Consider the following 18,622-nt stretch of genomic DNA (forward strand, 5'->3'; position numbering starts at 1 on the left):
TCACGACCGGAGTAACCCGCGGCCGGCGACGAGGGGCAGGTCGAGCGCGGTCACCAGCCCTGGTTTCGCCTCGACCACGGCGCGCACCGAATTCACCAGGCGCATCGCGGTGACGATCATCCCCGACACGTTGTGGTCGCCGTGCTCGCCGTGGTGGTTGAACTCGACGGTCATCATCGGCTCGCCCGTGATGTCGATCCGGTAGCACCCGTCGCCGCGGGTGGGTTTCGGCCAGTCCGGTTGCTGCTCGGGGTGGGTGCGTGTGACGTGCTCGAGTACCACCCGCGGCACCCCGTCGACGGTGCCGATCACCTCGAACCGCACCGCCGCGACCGTCCCCTTCGCGATGTGGCACGACAGAATGTCCAGATCCGCCTCGGCGGGGACGCGTTCGAACTTCTCGACCAGCGGTTCGTCGAGCGTGACGCCGAGCCCCGCAGCGATCTGACGGACGACGCTCCCCCACGCCAGCGACAGCACACCCGGCTGGAACAGCATCGGCGTCTCCTCGACGGGTTTGCCGAAACCGAAGATCTCACTCATCACCACCGGTTGGTAATAGGTGGAGTAGTCGGCGATCTCGAAGCAGCGCACCTCGTCGATCCGCTGCGACAGACTCGTCATGGCCAGCGGCAGAACGTCGTTCGCGAATCCGGGGTCGATGCCGTTCACATGAAGGCTCGCCCCGCCCTGCTCACCGGCAGAGCGAATGCGGTCGACGAGCTCGTCCGGGACCACACCGATCGGGTACTGCAACAGAACCGGACCCGACGACACGACGTTGATGCCGGCCTCGAGGAATGAGATCAGGTCCTCGATCGCGTCGAAGATGCGGTCGTCCGTCATCGCGGTGTGCACGATGCAGTCTGGCTTCAGGGCGAGGAGTGCCGCCTTGTCGTCGGTCGCTGTCACCCCGAGGTCCCGGCCGAGGCCGGCCAGTTCACCGGCATCCTTCCCGACCTTCTCCGGGCTCGACACCCACACTCCGACGAGTTCGAGGTCGTCGCGGGCGTCGATGCCTGCGATGGCATGACGCCCGACCGTACCGGTGGACCATTCGACGACGCGATAGCTCATGAGTTCGCTCCGTGTTCCAGAAGTAGTACCCCTGCCCCGAATGTAACAGGTTCTAGTGCTCCACCTGTGAGTACTTGTTAACCACGGGCGGTTAATAAGTACTCACGGGTGCGGAGCGCCCGAGCGTTCTCGACGTCGTGGCCTTCGCCGTCATTACGACCGCAACGTTCGCGGCGCGTTCGCGCACGCCGGAGTAGACGACCGCCAGACCTTCGTATCGGCAGCGAAGCACTCGACGTGCAAGCGCTGATTTACAAATCTGCAATTTTGTATAGACCTTGGATCATAGAACGTGTACTGTCCAAAATGAGGGTGAGCTGGTTCATACCGCGACAGCTATTGGACGAGGAGGTTCGGACCGTGACGACGTCGGATATCGGCAGGACGACAGAGGAAGCACCACCGGAAGCCTGGCGCGACCGCAAGCGCTACCTGTGGCTGATGGGATTGATACCCCCGACCGCACTGTTCCTCGCCGCGGGACTGGTGTGGGTCTTCAACCAAATCGGCTGGTCGGCGGTGGCCCCGGTGTGGTGGTGGATCGGCGCGCTGCTGCTGTTCATCGTGCTCCCTACTCTCGACAGATTCTTCGGACCCGACGGTCAGAACCCGCCCGAAGAGGTGATGGAACAGCTCGAGAACGATAAGTACTACCGGTACTGCACCTATGTGTTCATCCCCTTCCAGCTGGCAAGCCTGGTCTTCGCGTGCTACCTCTGGTCGGCGGACGATCTCTCCTGGCTCGGCATCGACGGCGGCCTCGGAGTGGTGTCGAAAGTCGGCGTGGCGTTCAGCGTCGCTGTCATGGGTGGTATCGGCATCAACACCGCACACGAGATGGGTCACAAGAAGACCGACCTCGAACGCTGGCTCGCCAAGATCACTCTCGCGCAGACCTTCTACGGCCACTTCTACATCGAGCACAACCGAGGCCACCACGTCCGGGTCGCGACACCCGAGGACCCGGCGAGTTCACGTTTCGGAGAAACCTTCTGGGCGTTCCTCCCCCGCAGCGTGTGGGGAAGCCTGAAGTCCTCGTGGGAGCTCGAGAGGACTCGGATGCAGCGACTCGGCAAGAGCACGTGGAGCATTCACAACGACGTGCTCAATGCCTGGCTCATGTCGGTGGTGCTGTTCGGCGCACTCGTCGCAGTGTTCGGGCCGGTGGTCATTCCGTTCCTGATCATCCAGGCCGTTTACGGTTTCTCACTCCTGGAGACGGTCAACTACCTCGAGCACTACGGTCTGATGCGTCAGAAGACCGCCGGCGGTCGCTACGAACGCTGCGCTCCCGCACACAGCTGGAACTCCGACCACATCGTGACCAACATCTTCCTGTACCACCTGCAGCGCCACAGCGACCATCACGCGAATCCGACGCGGCGTTACCAGACGCTCCGCAGCATGGACGGCGCCCCCAACCTGCCCAGCGGCTACGCCAGCATGATCACGCTCGCGTACTTCCCGCCGCTCTGGCGCAAGGTGATGGATCACCGCGTGCTCGCCCACTACGACGGCGACATCACCCGCGTGAACATCCACCCCGGCAAGCGCGACAAGGTGCTCGCCAAGTACGACGGCGGAGTTCGGTGATGGCCGCCTACCAGTGTCCGGTCTGCGACTACGTCTACGACGAGGCGTCCGGCGCACCGCGTGAGGGATTCCCCGCCGGCACCCCGTGGGCCGACGTGCCCGAAGACTGGCCGTGCCCCGACTGCGGGGTCCGCGAAAAGATCGATTTCGAGACGAAGGTGGCGTGACATGGGTACCGATTTCAAGCTTTACCGTTGTGTCCAATGCGGATTCGAGTACGACGAGGCCGAGGGCTGGCCGGAGGACGGCATCGAACCGGGCACCCGGTGGGACGACATTCCCGACGACTGGTCGTGCCCCGACTGCGGGGCCGCGAAGGCCGACTTCGACATGGTCGAGGTCAGCCGGGCGTGAGCGCAGTGCTGCATCACTCGACGGAACTGTCGACGGTGGTCATCGTCGGGTCCGGGATCGCAGGGGCGAGCGCCGCGCAGACGCTCCGTGCGGACGGTTTCCGAGGGCGCGTCGTCGTGATCGGAGACGAGCCGTCACCACCGTATCGGCGCCCGGCGGTGTCGAAGGATCTCTTGTCGGGTGCCACGACCGCGGAGAAGAACGCGCTGAAGCCCGACTCGTTCTGGGCGAACAACGACATCGAATTGATCACCGGTGCAACGGCCGTCGGGCTCGACACCCGAGCACGGCGCCTGACGCTCTCGTCCGGGGAGACGCTGCACTACAGTGCTCTGCTGCTCGCGACGGGTGGGCGGGCCCGCCGACTCGACGGCGTCTCCGGCGCGCAGGTGTTCACTCTGCGGTCGATGCGCGATGCCGAGTCCCTTCGCGAGTCGATTCGACGCACCGGTTCCCTGCTCGTGATCGGTGGAGGTCTGATCGGATGCGAGGTCGCTGCCACCGCGCGGTCGCTCGGAGCCGACGTGACCGTTCTCGAACGAGACCCGTCGCTTCTCGGTCGAATTGTGCCCCCGGCAGTCTCGTCGATGGTCGCCGCGCTGCACCGCGAGAACGGCGTCGACGTCTGCACGGATGTCGCACTGTCGTCGCTCGACGTGCGCGACGGCTCCGCGCGCGCCACCGCGGACGACGGTCGCTCCTGGAGCGCCGGCACCGTCCTCGTCTCGGTGGGCACCGTCCCCGAGGTGACGCTCGCTGCCGCGGCGGGACTGCGCGTCCACGACGGCATCACCGTCGACGAGCAGTTTCGCACCTCCGCGGACGGCGTCTATGCGGCCGGAGACGCGGCCAACATCCCCGCTACCGGCGGCGACAGATATCGGTCCGAACACTGGAACGCCGCTCAGGCGCAGGGAATTGCCGCCGCACGGTCGATCCTCGGGACACCCCAGCCGTTCACGGACGTCCCGTGGGGATGGTCCATCCAATACGGCCACAACGTGCAGTTCGCCGGCGCGACCCGTTTCGACGACGACTACGTGGTCCGCGGTTCGATCGCGGATCGCGATTTCACGGCGATCGCGGTGCGCGGGGACGTCCCGGTCGGGGCCGTCGCCGTCGGCCGTCCGAAAGAGCTCCGGACCGTGCGCACCCTGATCGCCCAGGGGCATGGGGCTCCGCCCCCCGTGAGTACTTATTAACCGCCGGACGTTAATAAGTACTCACGGGCGCGTCAGCGCAAAGGGGTCCCGACATAGTTCTCGGCGATGAGGGTGCGGCCGGCGACGGAGCGGGTGACCATGTCGAGTTCGGCGACCTGCCGCTTGTGGCCGAATCCGGTGTCGTCGGGGAGGCGGTGCAGCATCGAGGACATCCACCAGGAGAAGTGCTGGGTCCGCCACACGCGCGGGAGGACGCTGTCGGTGTAGCCCTCGAGCCCGGCGCGGCTGCGGGTGGCGAAGAATTCGCCCATCGCCTCGGACAGGAAGTACACGTCGGCGATCGCCAGGTTCATGCCCTTCGCGCCGGTGGGCGGCACGGTGTGGGCGGCGTCGCCGGCGAGGAAGAGGTTGCCGTGCTGCATGGGTTCGCACACGAAACTGCGGAACTGGAGGATCGACTTCTGGAAGATCTTGCCGTCCTTGATCTCCGCCCCTTCGCCGTCGACGCGGGCGTGCAGTTCCGACCAGATGCGGTCGTCGGACCAGTTGTCGACGGAGTCGTCGGGGTCGACCTGCAGGTAGTGCCGCTGGACGTCCGGGGTGCGGGTGCTGATGAGGGCGAAACCGCGGGGGTGGTTGGCGTAGATCAGTTCCTCGGACGACGGCGGAGCCTCGGCGAGGATCCCGAACCAGGCGAACGGGTACTGGCGGAAGTGGTCGGTGCGCACGGTGGTCTCGGGAATCAGTCCGCGGGTGGACGTGCGCGACCCGTCGCAGCCGGCGACGAGCGCGCAGGTGAGTGTCTGCTCGTTTCCGTCGGCGTCGACGTACGTGATCTTCGGGGTGTCGGACGTGTGGCCGAGGACCTGCACGTCGGAGACGCCGAAGCGGATGTCGCCGCCGTCCTCGAGGCGCCGGGCGATGAGGTCCTTGAGGACTTCGTGCTGCGGGTAGACGGTGACGGCGCGGCCGTTCGTCAGTTCGTCGAAGTCGATGCGGTGGCCGCGGCCGCCGAAGCGCAGTTCGATGCCGTGATGGGTGAGCCCCTCACGCTTGACGCGGTCGCCGAGTCCGGTGTCGACCATGAGGTCGACGGTGTTCTGCTCCAGCACGCCGGCGCGGATGGTGCCCTCCACCTCCTCGCGGGTGCGGCTTTCGAGCACCACGGAATCGATGCCCTTCAGGTGCAGGAGATGGGAGAGCATCAGTCCTGCGGGACCCCCGCCGACGATCCCGACCTGTGTGTTCATGAGCAGACTCCTCGCGTAGTTCGTGATACCAGTCACTGTGCTGCGAAGGAGCGGCCCGCAACACCCCTACTTTCACTGAGTGAAAGACGAGCTACGCGACGCCTCGGGAGATGCCCCGCGCCGCCGCCCGCACCGCCGGGATCAGGGGCGCGGGATCCTTCTCGGCCGGGACGACGACGGACACCGCCGCCACCACCTCACCCGTCGACCGCGACACCGGCGCGGCCACTGCGAGGGTTCCGATGTTGAGGTGTTCACGGCATGTGACCCAGCCGGTCCGGCGGATGTCGTCGAGGGTGCTGCGCAGGCGATGCTCGGTGGTGATGGTGGACGGGGTGAAGCGCTCGAGACCCGCCGCGAGGACGTCGTCGAGCAGTGCCTTGCCGCCGAACGCCAACAGCACGAGTCCGCCGCTCGACGCATGCAGCGGCAGCCGGCCACCGGCCCGGCCAACGACGGTCACGGCACCGCGCGCCGACAACCGCTCGAGGTAGAGCGCCTCCAGATCCTCCCGAACCACGAGTTGGACGTTCTCGCGCGTCGCCTCGTAGAGGTCCTCGAGGTACGGCAACGCCACCTGCCGCAGTCCGTGGGCGCGGGGCGCGAGCGCACCCAACTCCCACAGCCGCACCCCGATCTCGTAATGCCCGTCGTCGACGCGTTCGAGCGCGCCGTTGCCGACCAGTTGACGGCACAGCCGATGGACGGTGGGCAGCGGCAGTCCGGTGCGGCGGCTCAGCTCCGACTGCGACAGTCGTGGCCGCTCCGACGTGAACGATCCCAGCACCAGGAAGGCGCGTCCCAGCATGCTGCGGTCGTCTTCGGGCATGCCGCCAGTATCCCGGTCACCACCAGCGGGTGGCCATGCCGATCTGCCGGTCGAGTTCCGGGGCGAGGCTGCGCACGTACGTCGCCGAGAGATGATGCGAATCGTGGTAGACGAGGATGTTCCCTTGCACCGCACGGCAGATCGCCACATCGCACACGGCGTCCGTGAGGTCGAGCGGGTACACCGACGGCAGGTCGCGGGCCGCCTCGACGGTGGGATTGTCCGGGGCGAGGACGTCGTCGCGCGGCAGTCCGCAACTGTCGGCGTCGCCGCCGTCGGCGAGGCAGTCGACGGCCGAATACGGGACGCCGTCGTGGTGCAGCCACGGGGTGTCGCGGATGCCGAGGAACGGCAGCCCGAAATCGGCGAGCCGCTCCCACAGGCCCACGTAGTCGTCGGGAGTGACGTCCCCGGCGCCCTCCTCGTTGGGTCGCGACGACGTCGAGAACACCCAGTCCGGGCGGTAATCACGCAGCCGATCCAGGACGTCGCGGGACCAGTCGCCGCAGTCGGGATACGGCTCGCCGGCGAGCAGCGGGACGTCCGCGACGGTGAGCGGGCACCCCATCTTGAGGTACGTCTCGACGCGGATGCCGCGCTGCTGCCCGATGCGGTCGAGCGCGGGCACCCAGTGCTCGGCATGGGAACTGCCCACGACGGCGATCGTCCGGTCGGCGGACGGGTCGCCGTACACGCAGGTGACGACGTCGCGGGTGCTCAGGTCGGAGATGCACCCGTCGGGGGTCGGCTGCGGCAGATCTCCCGACGCCTCGAGCAGGGTGGGCCGCATGTCGGTACGCGGTGCGAACGCACCGTCCGTCAGCGACGCCGCGCCCGGGTACAGCCAGGGGTCGAGGTCGCCGACCCGGGCGGTCGTCTCCGGGTTGCGGACGAGGTACGCGTGCCACCCGGATGCGGAGCCGACGACGGCGACGCCGAGCAGCGCGACCATCGCGGTGAGCACGCGTCCCGGACGGGCCCCGCCCTGGAACCGCGCTTCGATCAGCCGCTGGGTGAGCCACGCCAGCACCAGCGACACCAGGATGACCGCGAGCCCGCCGAGCGCTCCGACCGCGGGTCGTTCCCGCCACGTGAGGTAGAAGATGAGGATCGGCCAGTGCCACAGGTACAGCGAATAGGCCAGTCCACCGAGTTCGACGAACGGCCGGGACGCCAGCATCGTCACGATCCCCGGCTGGTCGGACGGGCCGGCGCCGGCGAGGATCAGCGCCACCGCCGCGCCGACCGGGATCAGGGCCGCCGGCCCGGGAAACAGGGCGGCGCCGTCGATCAGGAACCCGCACCCCAGGACCACCGCGAAGCCCGACACCGCGAGGACCACCCGCCACCCGCGGGGCAGCGCGACCTGGTGCACGACCAGCGCGAGCAGTGCACCGGCGAGCAGTTCCCACAGTCGCGCGAACGTGTCGAAATACGCCCACGACTGCCGGTCCTGGGACAGCGCCGCGGCGTAGCCGAACGACGCCAGGAACCCCGCCGCGAGCATGCCGCCGAGCAGGGGTCGCACGAGACCGATTCGGCGGCGGCACATCCCGGCCACACCCGCCACGACCACCAGGGCGAGCACATAGAACTGCCCCTGCACGGACATCGACCACAGGTGCTGCAGCGGGCTGACCGACGCGTCGGCGGCGGCGTAGTCGGCTGCCGTCCGGGCCAGTTGCCAGTTCTGCACGTACAGCAGCGACGCGAGGAGTTGGTCCGCGATCCCCGACCACTGCGTGAACGGCCGCTGGATCACGGTTACGACCGCGGTCACGGCCGACACCACCACCAGTGCGGGCAGCAGCCGGCGGGCGGTGCGCCGAAGGACGGCCGGAACCGACGGACCCGAGTCCGCACCCACGCGGCGCACGAGCATGCCGGTGAAGAAGAACCCGGAGAGCACCAGGAAGATGTCGACGCCACCGGACACCCGCCCGAACCACACGTGATAGGCGACCACCAGCGCGATCGCGATTCCACGCAGCCCGTCGAGGTCGTACCGGTAGCCGCTCGCCGTGGACGGCGGTGCGGCAGCGTGGCGCGGACGGCTCGTAGCCACCTGAGGGTTGGTTCTCACAGTCCGTCCTGGCTCATCGACTCGGTACCCGGTCGATTATCCACACGGGGTTTACCAGTTCTTGACCAACCCGAGACGACTTTGGGCGCACGCCCAGGGTCGGCGAACCGCCGACCTGTGGAGCAGCCATGTTTGACAGGCAACTATGACGCGCCACACAATGAGTGCGCCTATAGAACCAGGGTTCGTATCGCGAACACCGCTCCAGTCGAGGACATCATGACCACTTCCCAACGAAGCGCCGCCCGCGCCTCCACCGCCCTCTGGGTCGCGCCCCTCTGCTGGGTGGCAGTGCTGCTCGACGGTTTCGACCTGGTCGTCCTCGGCGCCGTCATCCCCTCGCTCCGCGAGTACAGCGACTGGAATCTGTCGACGGGTGCGATCACGTTCATCTCGACGTTCGGCCTGGTCGGCATGACCATCGGCGCGCTGGTCATCGGCACGCTCACCGACGTCATCGGACGCCGGCGCGCCCTGCTGTACGCGGTGGCCGCGTTCTCGATCCTCACGCTCCTCTGCGCGGTCGCGCCCAACCCGTTCCTCTTCGGGCTGTTCCGCTTCCTCGCCGGTGTCGGTCTCGGCGGCGCGCTGCCGACCGCACTCGCCCTGGTCAACGAATTCTCGAAGAAGCAGGGCGGCGGCTCCGCGTCGACACTGCTGATGACCGGATATCACGTAGGTGCCGTTGCGACTGCGGCGCTGGCGATCGTCCTCATCGAACCGTTCGGCTGGCGCTCGATGTTCGTCGTCGGAGCCCTGCCCGCCGTGGTGCTGATTCCGCTGATGCTGCGCTACCTCCCCGAGTCCCCCTCGTACCTGCTGGCACACGGCAAGCGCGCCGAGGCCGAGGCCGTCGCGAAGCAGTACGGCCTGGAACTGGAACCCGCGCCCACCGAAGACGCAAAGGTCGCGACCGCGGCCAACCCGGTGCGCGCCCTCTTCTCACGCCCGTTCCTGCGCAACAGCATCGCCATCTGGGTCACCTCGTTCATGGGACTTCTGCTCGTCTACGGCCTCAACACGTGGCTGCCGACGATCATGCGGGAGGCGGGCTACGACCTCGGCGCGTCGCTGACGTTCCTGCTGATCCTCAACGCCGGCGCGGTGGTCGGACTGCTGATCGCGGGCGGCGTCGCCAACAAGATCGGTCCACGCACGGCGGCCATCATCTGGTTCGCGGGCGCTGCGGTGTTCCTCGCCCTGCTCAGCGTCAAGGTGTCGTTCGGCATTTATGCCCTGGTGTTCCTCGCCGGTTGCTTCGTGTTCAGCGCACAGGTTCTCGTCTACGCGTTCACCAGCGCCAACCACCCGCCGCAGATCCGTGCGACCGCCCTCGGCTGGTCGGCCGGGGTGGGCCGGGTCGGCGCGATCTGCGGCCCCATCCTCGGCGGCGTCCTGCTGGGCGCGGGCTACGCGGTCCCGTGGGGATTCTATGCATTCGCCCTGGTCGGACTGTTCGGAGCGATCGCCATCTCGTCCACCCGGACGGTGCACTGAACTCCCGACAGCGGTGCGATGAGTTTCGGGCGTGCAAGCGGTCTATATCGGCGACGATGAATCGACGAGGACCTGCGAGAGGAATGCGCCATGAAACCCATCACCCCCTGTCTCTGGTTCGACACCCAAGGGGAAGAGGCCGCGAAGTTCTACACGTCCCTGTTCCCGGACTCGCGGATCACGGAGGTCACCCACTACGGTCCGAACACTCCCGGCCCGGAGGGGCAGGTGCTGACCGTGTCCTTCGAGATCAACGGACAACCGTTCATCGCGCTCAACGGCGGCCCGCAGTTCACGTTCGACGAGGCCATCTCCTTCGAGATCCTGTGTGCTGACCAAGAAGAAGTGGACCGGTACTGGGACGCCTTCACCGACGGCGGCGAGGAAAGCCAATGCGGTTGGGTCAAGGACCGTTTCGGGGTGTCCTGGCAGGTGGTTCCGGAGCGGCTGTACGAACTCATGCGCGACCCGGACAACGACAAGGCGCAGCGTGCCATGCAGGCGATGCTGAAGATGCGCAAACTCGACGTCGCCGAACTCGAGAGGGCAGCCGAGCAGGCGTGACGCCTGCCATCATCGTCGAAGTGGGCTGAGCACCACCCCCGACGACAGGGTCAGCATCTGGTCGGCGCGGGCGGCGTCGGCGGTGTCGTGCGTGGCCACGACGACGGTCGCACCCCGCGCCGCCTCTTCGTCGACGACGTCGCCGATCACGGCGCGGGCCTCCGCGTCGAGACCGGTGGTCGGCTCGTCGAGCAGCAGCAGGTCGCCGCGTTGCACGAGCGCCTGCGCGAGCAGGGCGCGCTGGCGCTGCCCACCCGACAGAGCGCCGATCCGCCGGCCGCCGAGGTCGGCGAGACCGAGTCGGGTCAACGCCCCGTCCACGGCGTCGCGATCGCCGGGAGTCAGCCGCCGCCACACTCCGCGTCGGTGCCACGCTCCCATGGCCGCCACCTCCCGCACGGTCAGCGGTAGCTGATCGCTCACCGCATTACGTTGCGGGACATACGCCGTGGACAACCGGTTCGTGCCGTCGATTCGTCCCGACGTCGGACGCACGATGCCGGCCAGGCACTGCAGGAGCGTCGACTTCCCCGAACCGTTGTGACCCACGACGGCCGTGACGGTGCCTCGTGTGAGGCGCACACTCACATCGTTCAACGCCGGGGTCGAGCCATACCGGACCGCGATTTCGCTTACGACAATCATTATCGTTAGATTAGCAGGGTGCAGTGGTTACTCGATCCCCTGATGGTGTCCTTCGTCCGGCGCGCGCTGTTCGCGGGCATGCTGGTGTCCGTGCTCTGCGGACTCGTGGGCACCTGGGTCGTCTTGCGCGGCATGGCCTTCATGAGCGAGGCCATCTCACACGGCATGCTCCCCGGGGTGGCCGTCGCGTATCTCGCGGGCGCAAATCTCCTCGTCGGCGCGGCCGCGAGTGCGGTCGTCATGATCCTCGGCGTCGCCTGGGTATCGAAGCACTCGCGGCTGTCCGAGGACACCGGAATCGGCCTGCTGTTCGTCGGCATGCTCGCACTCGGTGTCGTGATCGTCTCGCGCGCAAGGTCGTTCGCGGTCGATCTCACTGCCTTCCTGTTCGGTGACGTCCTGTCGGCGACCCGGGGCGACCTGATCTGGCTCGCGCTCGCGGCCGCCGTCGCCGGGATCCTGTCGGTGCTCGCGTACCGCCCGTTCGTCGCCCTCGTGTTCGACGAACGGAAGGCCCACACCCTGGGACTGCGGCCTCGATGGGCGCATCTCGTCCTGCTCGCACTGGTGGTCCTCGCGGTGGTCGCGTCGTTCCGCATCGTCGGCACCCTGCTCGTGTTCGGACTCCTCGTCGCGCCGTCCGCCACCGCCGCACTGTTCGGCAAGTCGATCGGCGCCACGATGGCCGTCGCCGTGCTCCTCGGCTGGTCCGCCACCTTCGTGGGGCTGATCGTGTCGTGGAACGCCGACACCGCCGCGGGCGCGACGATCGCCGGACTCGCCGTGCTCCAGTTCTTCGCCGCGGCCGCGGCCCGGTCGGCGGCGCGATGCCTCCGACCAGCCGTTCTGCCCACTCCCGTACCCGTTCGATAGATGGAGAACACGAATGACGCACGCGACCCTCACCCGCGCAGCGATAGCCGCGGTCGCCGCACTGACCCTCGGCGCCTGCGCGTCCCCGGACGAGGAGGCCGCCTCCCCCGGCGGCCGGAGCCAACCGGGTAGCGATCTCGCCGCCGAGGCGGGGTCGACCGAGGTCGAGGGTCCCGAACCCCGACTCGTCGTGTCCGACGCCGACTCTGGCCGCGTGGACGTGCTCGACCTCGCGACCGCGGAGACGCTCCATTCGTTCCAGTTCGACACCCCGGCGCGCATCACGACGGTGAAGGACCGCTACGCGTTCGCCGTCGACGGTGCCGGCGGCACCGTGCATGTGGTGGACGGCGGATCGTGGACCATCGACCACGGTGACCACACCCACTCGTACACCAAGCCGCCGGTCGAACTCGGCGCTGTCGAGGGCGGCGGGCCGTCGCAGGTGATCGAAGGTGACGACGCGGTGGCGACGTTCTTCGACGGCGACGGCGCCGCCCGCGTCATCGACTTCGCCGCGCTCCGCAAGGACAGCATCGACGTCGGGACCGTCGTGGAGACGGACGACCCGCATCACGGCATCGCCCTGCCGATCGCCGACGGTGTCGTGGCGTCGTATGCAGCCGCGGACGGAAACGATTCCCGCCCCGCCGGATTCGAATTCCATCCCGAGAACGGAGAGGTCCCGCAGCGGTTCGACACAGCCTGCCCGAACACGCACGGCGCGGCGGTGACCGACACCGACGTGCTGGCCGCGTGCGACGACGGACTGTTCCTCGCGACCACCACCGCAGGCGCGTGGACGTCGGAGAAGATTCCGTACCCGGCGGGCATCGACGCCGCCACCCGGCCCACCTCGTTCCGCGGGCAGGGCGGACTGCCGATCCACGCCGCCGCGGCGGGACCGGCCGACACCAACGATGGGGTGTTGATCTTCGATTCCCGCACCCGGGGTTGGACACACGTGCAGACCCCGGATCGGGTGGTGGACGTCGCAGTGCCGGGCGACGGCCGATCCGTGTTCGCGGTCCTCGCGGACGGCACCTTCCGCGTGTACGACACGACGTCCGGCGCGGAAACCGCCTCGTCGCGCGTGCTGGCCGCCCCCTACGACGCGACCGCGACTCCGCCGGTCGTCGTCGTCGGCGGCACTCGCGCGTACGTCTCGGATCCCGTGTCGAAGACGGTGGCCGAGATCGACTTCCGGGACGACGCGCGGGTGGCGCGCACCCTCGACGTCGGCGTCGCCGCGTCCACCCTCGGCGTGGTCGGGCTGTGAGCCGGATGCGGCGCCTGCTGGCGTCGGCCCTGCTCACCGCGCTCGCGGCGCTGCCACTGACCGCGTGCGCCCCGGGTGCCTCCGACGGGCCGATCGTGGTGGTGACCACGAACATTCTCGGCGACGTGGTGCAGAACGTCGTCGGCGATCAGGCCGACGTGATGGTGCTGATGCCGAGAGGCGCCGATCCGCACTCGTTCGAGATCTCGGCGTCGGATGCCGCGCGGGTGGAACGCGCCGACCTCCTCGTCTCCAACGGTCTCGGCCTCGAGGGAGGCATCGGCAGGACCGTGGACGCCGCGCGCTCCGAGGGAGTCGCGATCCTGCAGGTCGGCGACGCCGTGCGGCCGATCGAGTATCGCTCCGGACAGTCGTCGGGCACCCCGGATCCGCATGTCTGGACCGACCCGGACCGCATGCACGAGGCCGTCGCCGTGATCCGCGACGCGGTGCTCGATCACGTACCGGAGGTCGACGAAAGCAGCGTCCGGGCGAACTCCGAGAACTACGCCCGGCAACTCGGGGAACTCGCCGCCCGGATGACCGAGCGGTTCGCGGCCGTCCCCGCCGACCGGCGAAAACTGGTGACCAACCATCACGTCTTCGGTTACCTGGCAGACCGTTTCGGGTTCGAGACGATCGGCGCGGTGGTTCCCAGCGGGACCACCCTGGCGTCACCGAGCGCGTCCGACCTCTCGGATCTCGCGGCGACGATCACCGCAGCGAGAGTACCGGCGATCTTCGTCGACTCCTCGCAGCCCGATCGGCTCGCGCAGGTGCTGGCCTCGGAGGCCCGGGTTCCCGTCGCCATCGTCTCGTTGTTCACGGAATCGCTGGGCGAACCCGGCTCGGGCGCAGGCACATACATCGAGATGATGGATTCGAATTCGCTCGCGATCGAACAGGCGCTGCGGTAGCCGACACATCGCCACATGCACACTTACGACTTTGACAACCGTTTGCAATAACGGGTATTTCTCATGGGTGACCCTTATGCGTAGACCACACTTCCCCGCCTCCGTTGCTGCCGTGGCAGTCTCGGCGGCGCTCCTCACGTCCTGCTCCACCGACTCCGGCACCGCCGAGGCGACCACCACCGACGCCATGCCACGGCTGGCAGTGAGCTACGACGGCGGCGTGCTGATTCTCGACGCGGCGAGCCTCGACGTGGTCGGCTCGGCCGAGGTGGACGGCTTCACCCGGCTCAACCCCGCGGGCGACGACCGTCACGTGCTGATCAGCACCGGCAACAGCTTCACCGCGCTCGACACCGCCGAACCCGCCCTCACCGACGTCTCGTTCGAAGCGAAGACACCCGGACACGTCGTCCGGCACAACGGCAAGACCGTCCTGTTCGACGACGGGACCGGACTGGTGCGCGTGTTCGACCCGGCCGGACTGTCCGGCGGCACGCCCGCCACCACCGAATTCACCACGCCGGAAGCGCATCACGGCGTGGCCGTCGAACTGTCCGACGGCAGCCTGCTCACCACCGTCGGCAACGAGGACGAGCGCACCGGCATCGTCGTCCTGGACCGCGACCGCACGGAGATCGCACGCAACGAGGACTGCCCCGGTGTGCACGGCGAGGCCGTCGCCGCCGACGAGACGGTGGTGGTGGGATGCCAGAACGGCCTGCTGATCTACCGGGACGGCGTCATCACCAAGGTCGCCAGTCCCGACCCGTACGGACGCATCGGCAACCAGGCCGGCGACGAGGACTCACCAATCATTCTCGGTGACTACAAGACCGACGCCGACGCCGAACTCGAACGCCCCGAACGGGTTTCCCTCACCGATACCGTCACGGGACAGCTCACCCTCGTCGACCTCGGCACCAGCTACACGTTCCGGTCGCTCGGACGCGGTCCGCACGGTGAGGCACTCGTCCTCGGTACCGACGGCACCCTGCACGTGATCGACCCGGGCACCAAGACCGCGACTCGAACGGTCGACGTCATCGACGCGTGGACCGAGCCGGACAAGTGGCAGTCGCCGCGGCCCGCCCTGTACGTGCAGGACCACACCGCCTACGTGACCGATCCCGCGAACAAGAAGATCCACACGATCGACCTCGACACCTGGGCTGTGTCCGGGCAGGCCGAGCTGCCGGAGACCCCCAACGAGATCACCGGCGTCACCGGCTGATTCAGGATCTACTCCTGCGAACTCAGCGGCCCCAGTTCCGCGTCGAGCGCCTCCTGCACCACCGCCATCGCCGACAGTCCGGCGGGGGCGCCGCAGTAGGCGCTCGCGTGGATCACCGCTTCGACGATCTCGGTGCGGGTCAGCCCGTTTCGCAGCGCGCCCCGCACATGCCCCTTCAATTCGCCGTGCGCGCGCAGGGCGATGAGCATCCCGAGATTGAGGAGGCTGCGGCTGCGGCGGTCGAGCCCGGGCCGATTCCACACGGCGCCCCAGACGTGCTCGCTGACGAATTCCTGCAACTGCTCGCTGTCGGTCCCCGCCGTCCGGTCGAGCGCCCGTTCGACGAAGTCGGGCCCCATCACGTCCCGCCGCACCGCCAGACCCGCCTCGACGGCCGCACTCCGCCCGGTTTCCTCACTGGTCATCGTTCGCTCCTGTTCGCTGCCTCCGACATCTCGGCGACAACTCTACGAGGCGACCCGATCAGCGCGTGCGAGCGCGACGATGTCGCGGGCGGAGTGCGCGTGCGGAAGATGTTCGAGTCCACCCTCGTACCGCAGCCGGCGCGGAAGCAACCCGTCCGCCGGGTTGACCGGCGCGTGGGACCGCGAACAGGCGACCCACGACCACCGGCGCCCCGGCCGAGACCGGCGTTCGGTGGCGTCACCCACCCTGACCACGTGCGGAGCGGAACCGAACCGGATCCGCGCATATCCGACGGCAACCGCGAGCGCATCGTGCACCCCGGCCGCGGTCGCGTGGCCGCGCTTCCCCGTACTCAACCCGTGCCCGGGCAGATCCACGACGACGACGTCGACCCCGTTCTCCGCAAATTCCACCGCGAGGGGCGTGAGGTATCGCGCATGGAGTCCGGGTGGCGCAGGCAGCACTACGGTGGCACCGCTTGACCGCGCCGTGTGGATCTCGGCGTGCACCGCACCGGTCGCCGCGGGAATCTGGACGTGCTCGAGCCCGCGGCCGTCGACCCCGACGAATTCGGATGCCGGCTCCAGCGCCGCCTCGCAGGCGATCCTGCGTCCGAGCGCGTCCTCCCCGCGCACCAACGACTTTCCCTGCAGCAGGATCATGACGGCCGCCGATTCCCGGGCCGTCAGCGTCGGTGCCCATCCCGTGGCCTTCGTGAGTCGCGTCGAATCGACGACGGTCTCGCCCGCCGTCACCCATTGACCGGAGAACGCGCTGAGCCCGAGCCGGAACGCGATGTTCGCCGCCGCGACCGCCGGCCGCTCGGGCACGTCGAACATCCGCTGCCCCTGCATGGCGGCGAGTTCGCGGACGCCCACCCAGTCCCTCGGACCGAGATTGAAGGGCCCCACGAGATCCTGCTTCACGGATCGGTGGAACGCGTCGGCCATGTCACGCTGGTGCAGGAACTGATATGCGGCCTCGTCGGCCCGCGGAAAAGTACCGACCAGGCCGGTGAGCTGGTCGATGCCGTCGTTGGAGAAGTCCGGGCCGATGATGTAGGTGGGGCGCAGCATCGAGATCGCCATCTCGCCCGGATGCCTGCGCAGCCACCACTCGGCGTAGTGCTCGACCTCAGCTTTGTCGTGGAAGTAGTACCGGTCGGGATCGCCTGCGGGATAGACGTCCTCGTCCACCGGCTTCGGCCGCAACTCCGGGCCGTACGCGTTGATGCTCGACGCGATCACGACGCGGAGCGCGCCGGCACGGTACGCGGAGTCGATGACGTTGCGGGAGCCGCGCAGGTTGATGTCGTGGGTTGCGGTCTTGTCACGGATCTCCTCCACCACGAACGCCAGGTGGACGACGGCCTCGCAGCCGCGGAACACGTCCTCGATGCCGGGGTCCCGGACGTCCATCCGGACGGATTCGAGTTTCGGGTGTTCGAGCCGGAGTGGTCGCCTACTGAGCGCGATCACGGTATCGATCTCCGGATCAGCCAGCAGGACAGGAAGAATCGCGGTTCCGAAGTCGCTCGTCGCCCCGGTGACGGCCACCTTCATCACGCCGCCGCCTCCGTCACGGTCTCGGAGATCACGTCCACCGCCCGCCTCAACTGGGCGTCGGTGTGGGTGGCCATGACGCACAGCCGGAGCATCGCACCCGACCGGGGAACGGCGGGATACAGTGCCGCGCTGGTGAACACACCCTTGTCGAACAAGGCGCGCCACAGACTCATCGCCTCGAGATCGTCGCCGACGTGAACGGACACGATGGGCGTCACCGTCTCACTCCCACCGGGCAGCGGCGACAACGCACCCACGTCGAGACCGTTCCACTCGAGCCCGGACCGCAGGACCGCGGCGTTGTCCAGTGCGCGCCGCGCCCGCTGCTCCCCCTCCGTGCTGCGGATCAGCCGCACCGCCGCGAGCGACGCCCCCACCGCGGCGGGCACTCCGGACGTCGTGAACAGGAAGGCCCGGGCATTGACCCGCAGCGAGTCGAGGAGATCCCGGGAACCCGCGATGAATCCCCCTGTGGAGCTGGGACTCTTGGACAGCGATGCCATGCGGATGTCGGTGTCGCCGTCGATGCCGAGCAGTTCCGCGGCACCGGTCCGCTGCGCACCGAAGATACCGAGACTGTGCGCCTCGTCCACCATCAGGGCCGCACCGTGACGGTCGCACAGCGCGGAGATCCCATCCAGCGGGGCGAGGTCGCCCTCCATCGAATACAACCCGTCCACGATCACCAGCACGACACCGTCACCGTCCGCCGTGTCGACGAGGATGTTCTCCAGGTCGGCGACGTCGTTGTGCCGGAACTTGCGGACCGTGGCACCGGACAGCGCGCACCCGTCGCGGATCGAGGCGTGCGCGGCGGCGTCGACGACGATGACGTCATCGACGCCGACGATGGCGCTGATCGTGCCGAGATTCGTTTGATAACCGGTAGTGAAGACCATGGCATCCTCGGTGCCGTGCCATTCGGCGATCTCCGATTCGAGTTCGAGGTGCAGGTCCATGGTGCCGTTCAGCAACCGGCTTCCGGTGATGGCACCGCCGAACGTGTCGAGTGCGTCCTGCGCTCCCTGCCTGATGGCGGGATGATCTGCCAGCCCGAGATAGTTGTTGGAACCGAGCATGATCCGGTCCGCGCCCTCCACCTGGACGACCGGCGCGGTCGCGGACTCCATCACACGGAAGTACGGACTCACATCCGACTCGCGGACCGCCCGGAGTAGATCTACCCGGTCGTCGCCACCCAGCCTCTGGATCAGCTTGTTCACAGCCATCGATACCAACTCCTCGCGGTGTGCATGAACGGAATTTCTCAGTTGAT

The 18,622-nt window shown here is 68.0% G+C and carries 18 protein-coding genes; 10 read left to right on the plus strand and 8 right to left on the minus strand.

Annotated features, from left to right (window positions below):
- The gene (locus tag ACFTWF_RS13860; RefSeq protein WP_378461775.1) at window positions 1–1,077 is read right to left on the minus strand and encodes a diacylglycerol kinase; all 1,077 of its coding nucleotides are present in this window, start codon (window positions 1,075–1,077) and stop codon (window positions 1–3) included.
- Between the two features lie 360 nt (window positions 1,078–1,437).
- Between ACFTWF_RS13860 and ACFTWF_RS13865 the strand changes: the two genes are divergently transcribed.
- From ACFTWF_RS13865 to ACFTWF_RS13880, 4 genes are read left to right on the plus strand one after another with little or no spacing between them, the layout of a single operon-like run.
- Window positions 1,438–2,670: a fatty acid desaturase gene (locus tag ACFTWF_RS13865; protein WP_378461776.1), complete on the plus strand. Its 1,233-nt coding sequence runs from the start codon at window positions 1,438–1,440 to the stop codon at window positions 2,668–2,670.
- Complete coding sequence (locus ACFTWF_RS13870; RefSeq protein ID WP_012689461.1) at window positions 2,670–2,837, plus strand: rubredoxin; 168 nt, start codon at window positions 2,670–2,672, stop codon at window positions 2,835–2,837. Before ACFTWF_RS13865 ends, ACFTWF_RS13870 begins: the two co-directional genes overlap by 1 nt.
- 1 nt (window position 2,838) lies before the next feature.
- A complete protein-coding gene (locus ACFTWF_RS13875; RefSeq protein ID WP_378461777.1) occupies window positions 2,839–3,024 on the plus strand; it encodes a rubredoxin in 186 nt (61 codons plus the stop codon).
- A 5-nt stretch (window positions 3,025–3,029) separates the two neighbouring features.
- The gene (locus tag ACFTWF_RS13880) at window positions 3,030–4,226 is read left to right on the plus strand and encodes an NAD(P)/FAD-dependent oxidoreductase (protein WP_378461812.1); all 1,197 of its coding nucleotides are present in this window, start codon (window positions 3,030–3,032) and stop codon (window positions 4,224–4,226) included.
- Between the two features lie 32 nt (window positions 4,227–4,258).
- Here ACFTWF_RS13880 and ACFTWF_RS13885 read toward each other — a convergent pair whose 3' ends face one another.
- From ACFTWF_RS13885 to ACFTWF_RS13895, 3 genes are all read right to left on the minus strand, one after another.
- Complete coding sequence (locus ACFTWF_RS13885) at window positions 4,259–5,437, minus strand: 4-hydroxybenzoate 3-monooxygenase (RefSeq protein WP_378461778.1); 1,179 nt, start codon at window positions 5,435–5,437, stop codon at window positions 4,259–4,261.
- Window positions 5,438–5,528: 91 nt separating this feature from the next.
- On the minus strand, window positions 5,529–6,266 hold the full coding sequence (locus ACFTWF_RS13890) for an IclR family transcriptional regulator (protein ID WP_378461779.1): 738 nt from the start codon (window positions 6,264–6,266) through the stop codon (window positions 5,529–5,531).
- 16 nt (window positions 6,267–6,282) lie between these two features.
- Window positions 6,283–8,349: an acyltransferase family protein gene (locus ACFTWF_RS13895; RefSeq protein WP_378461780.1), complete on the minus strand. Its 2,067-nt coding sequence runs from the start codon at window positions 8,347–8,349 to the stop codon at window positions 6,283–6,285.
- Window positions 8,350–8,568: 219 nt separating this feature from the next.
- Here ACFTWF_RS13895 and ACFTWF_RS13900 point away from each other — a divergent pair, with 219 nt between their 5' ends.
- Both ACFTWF_RS13900 and ACFTWF_RS13905 read left to right on the plus strand, forming a co-directional pair.
- Window positions 8,569–9,846 carry an MFS transporter gene (locus ACFTWF_RS13900; protein WP_378461781.1) on the plus strand — a complete coding sequence of 426 codons (1,278 nt, stop codon included), beginning with the start codon at window positions 8,569–8,571 and terminating at the stop codon, window positions 9,844–9,846.
- Between the two features lie 90 nt (window positions 9,847–9,936).
- On the plus strand, window positions 9,937–10,410 hold the full coding sequence (locus tag ACFTWF_RS13905) for a VOC family protein (RefSeq protein WP_378461782.1): 474 nt from the start codon (window positions 9,937–9,939) through the stop codon (window positions 10,408–10,410).
- A 9-nt stretch (window positions 10,411–10,419) separates the two neighbouring features.
- Here ACFTWF_RS13905 and aztA read toward each other — a convergent pair whose 3' ends face one another.
- Window positions 10,420–11,055: a zinc ABC transporter ATP-binding protein AztA gene (gene aztA / locus ACFTWF_RS13910; RefSeq protein ID WP_378461783.1), complete on the minus strand. Its 636-nt coding sequence runs from the start codon at window positions 11,053–11,055 to the stop codon at window positions 10,420–10,422.
- An 18-nt stretch (window positions 11,056–11,073) separates the two neighbouring features.
- On the opposite strand from aztA, the gene aztB reads away from it, so the two are divergent.
- From aztB to aztD, 4 genes are all read left to right on the plus strand, one after another.
- Window positions 11,074–11,928 carry a zinc ABC transporter permease AztB gene (gene aztB, locus ACFTWF_RS13915; RefSeq protein ID WP_378461784.1) on the plus strand — a complete coding sequence of 285 codons (855 nt, stop codon included), beginning with the start codon at window positions 11,074–11,076 and terminating at the stop codon, window positions 11,926–11,928.
- A 13-nt stretch (window positions 11,929–11,941) separates the two neighbouring features.
- Window positions 11,942–13,207 carry an ABC transporter gene (locus ACFTWF_RS13920; RefSeq protein ID WP_378461785.1) on the plus strand — a complete coding sequence of 422 codons (1,266 nt, stop codon included), beginning with the start codon at window positions 11,942–11,944 and terminating at the stop codon, window positions 13,205–13,207.
- A 5-nt stretch (window positions 13,208–13,212) separates the two neighbouring features.
- Window positions 13,213–14,124 carry a zinc ABC transporter substrate-binding protein AztC gene (gene aztC, locus ACFTWF_RS13925; RefSeq protein ID WP_378461813.1) on the plus strand — a complete coding sequence of 304 codons (912 nt, stop codon included), beginning with the start codon at window positions 13,213–13,215 and terminating at the stop codon, window positions 14,122–14,124.
- A gap of 76 nt (window positions 14,125–14,200) precedes the next feature.
- Window positions 14,201–15,355, plus strand: coding sequence for a zinc metallochaperone AztD (aztD, locus tag ACFTWF_RS13930; protein ID WP_378461786.1), 1,155 nt, complete (start codon window positions 14,201–14,203; stop codon window positions 15,353–15,355).
- A gap of 8 nt (window positions 15,356–15,363) precedes the next feature.
- Here aztD and ACFTWF_RS13935 read toward each other — a convergent pair whose 3' ends face one another.
- The 3 genes from ACFTWF_RS13935 to ACFTWF_RS13945 are packed head-to-tail and all read right to left on the minus strand — an operon-like array spanning window position 15,364 to window position 18,575.
- Window positions 15,364–15,780: a carboxymuconolactone decarboxylase family protein gene (locus ACFTWF_RS13935; protein ID WP_378461787.1), complete on the minus strand. Its 417-nt coding sequence runs from the start codon at window positions 15,778–15,780 to the stop codon at window positions 15,364–15,366.
- A 42-nt stretch (window positions 15,781–15,822) separates the two neighbouring features.
- Window positions 15,823–17,343 carry an NAD-dependent epimerase/dehydratase family protein gene (locus tag ACFTWF_RS13940; protein WP_378461814.1) on the minus strand — a complete coding sequence of 507 codons (1,521 nt, stop codon included), beginning with the start codon at window positions 17,341–17,343 and terminating at the stop codon, window positions 15,823–15,825.
- Window positions 17,343–18,575 carry an aminotransferase class I/II-fold pyridoxal phosphate-dependent enzyme gene (locus tag ACFTWF_RS13945; RefSeq protein WP_378461788.1) on the minus strand — a complete coding sequence of 411 codons (1,233 nt, stop codon included), beginning with the start codon at window positions 18,573–18,575 and terminating at the stop codon, window positions 17,343–17,345. Before ACFTWF_RS13945 ends, ACFTWF_RS13940 begins: the two co-directional genes overlap by 1 nt.
- Window positions 18,576–18,622 lie beyond the last annotated feature (47 nt).

The organism is Rhodococcus sp. NPDC056960 (assembly GCF_042674125.1).
Taxonomy (GTDB): Bacteria; Actinomycetota; Actinomycetes; order Mycobacteriales; family Mycobacteriaceae; genus Rhodococcus_F.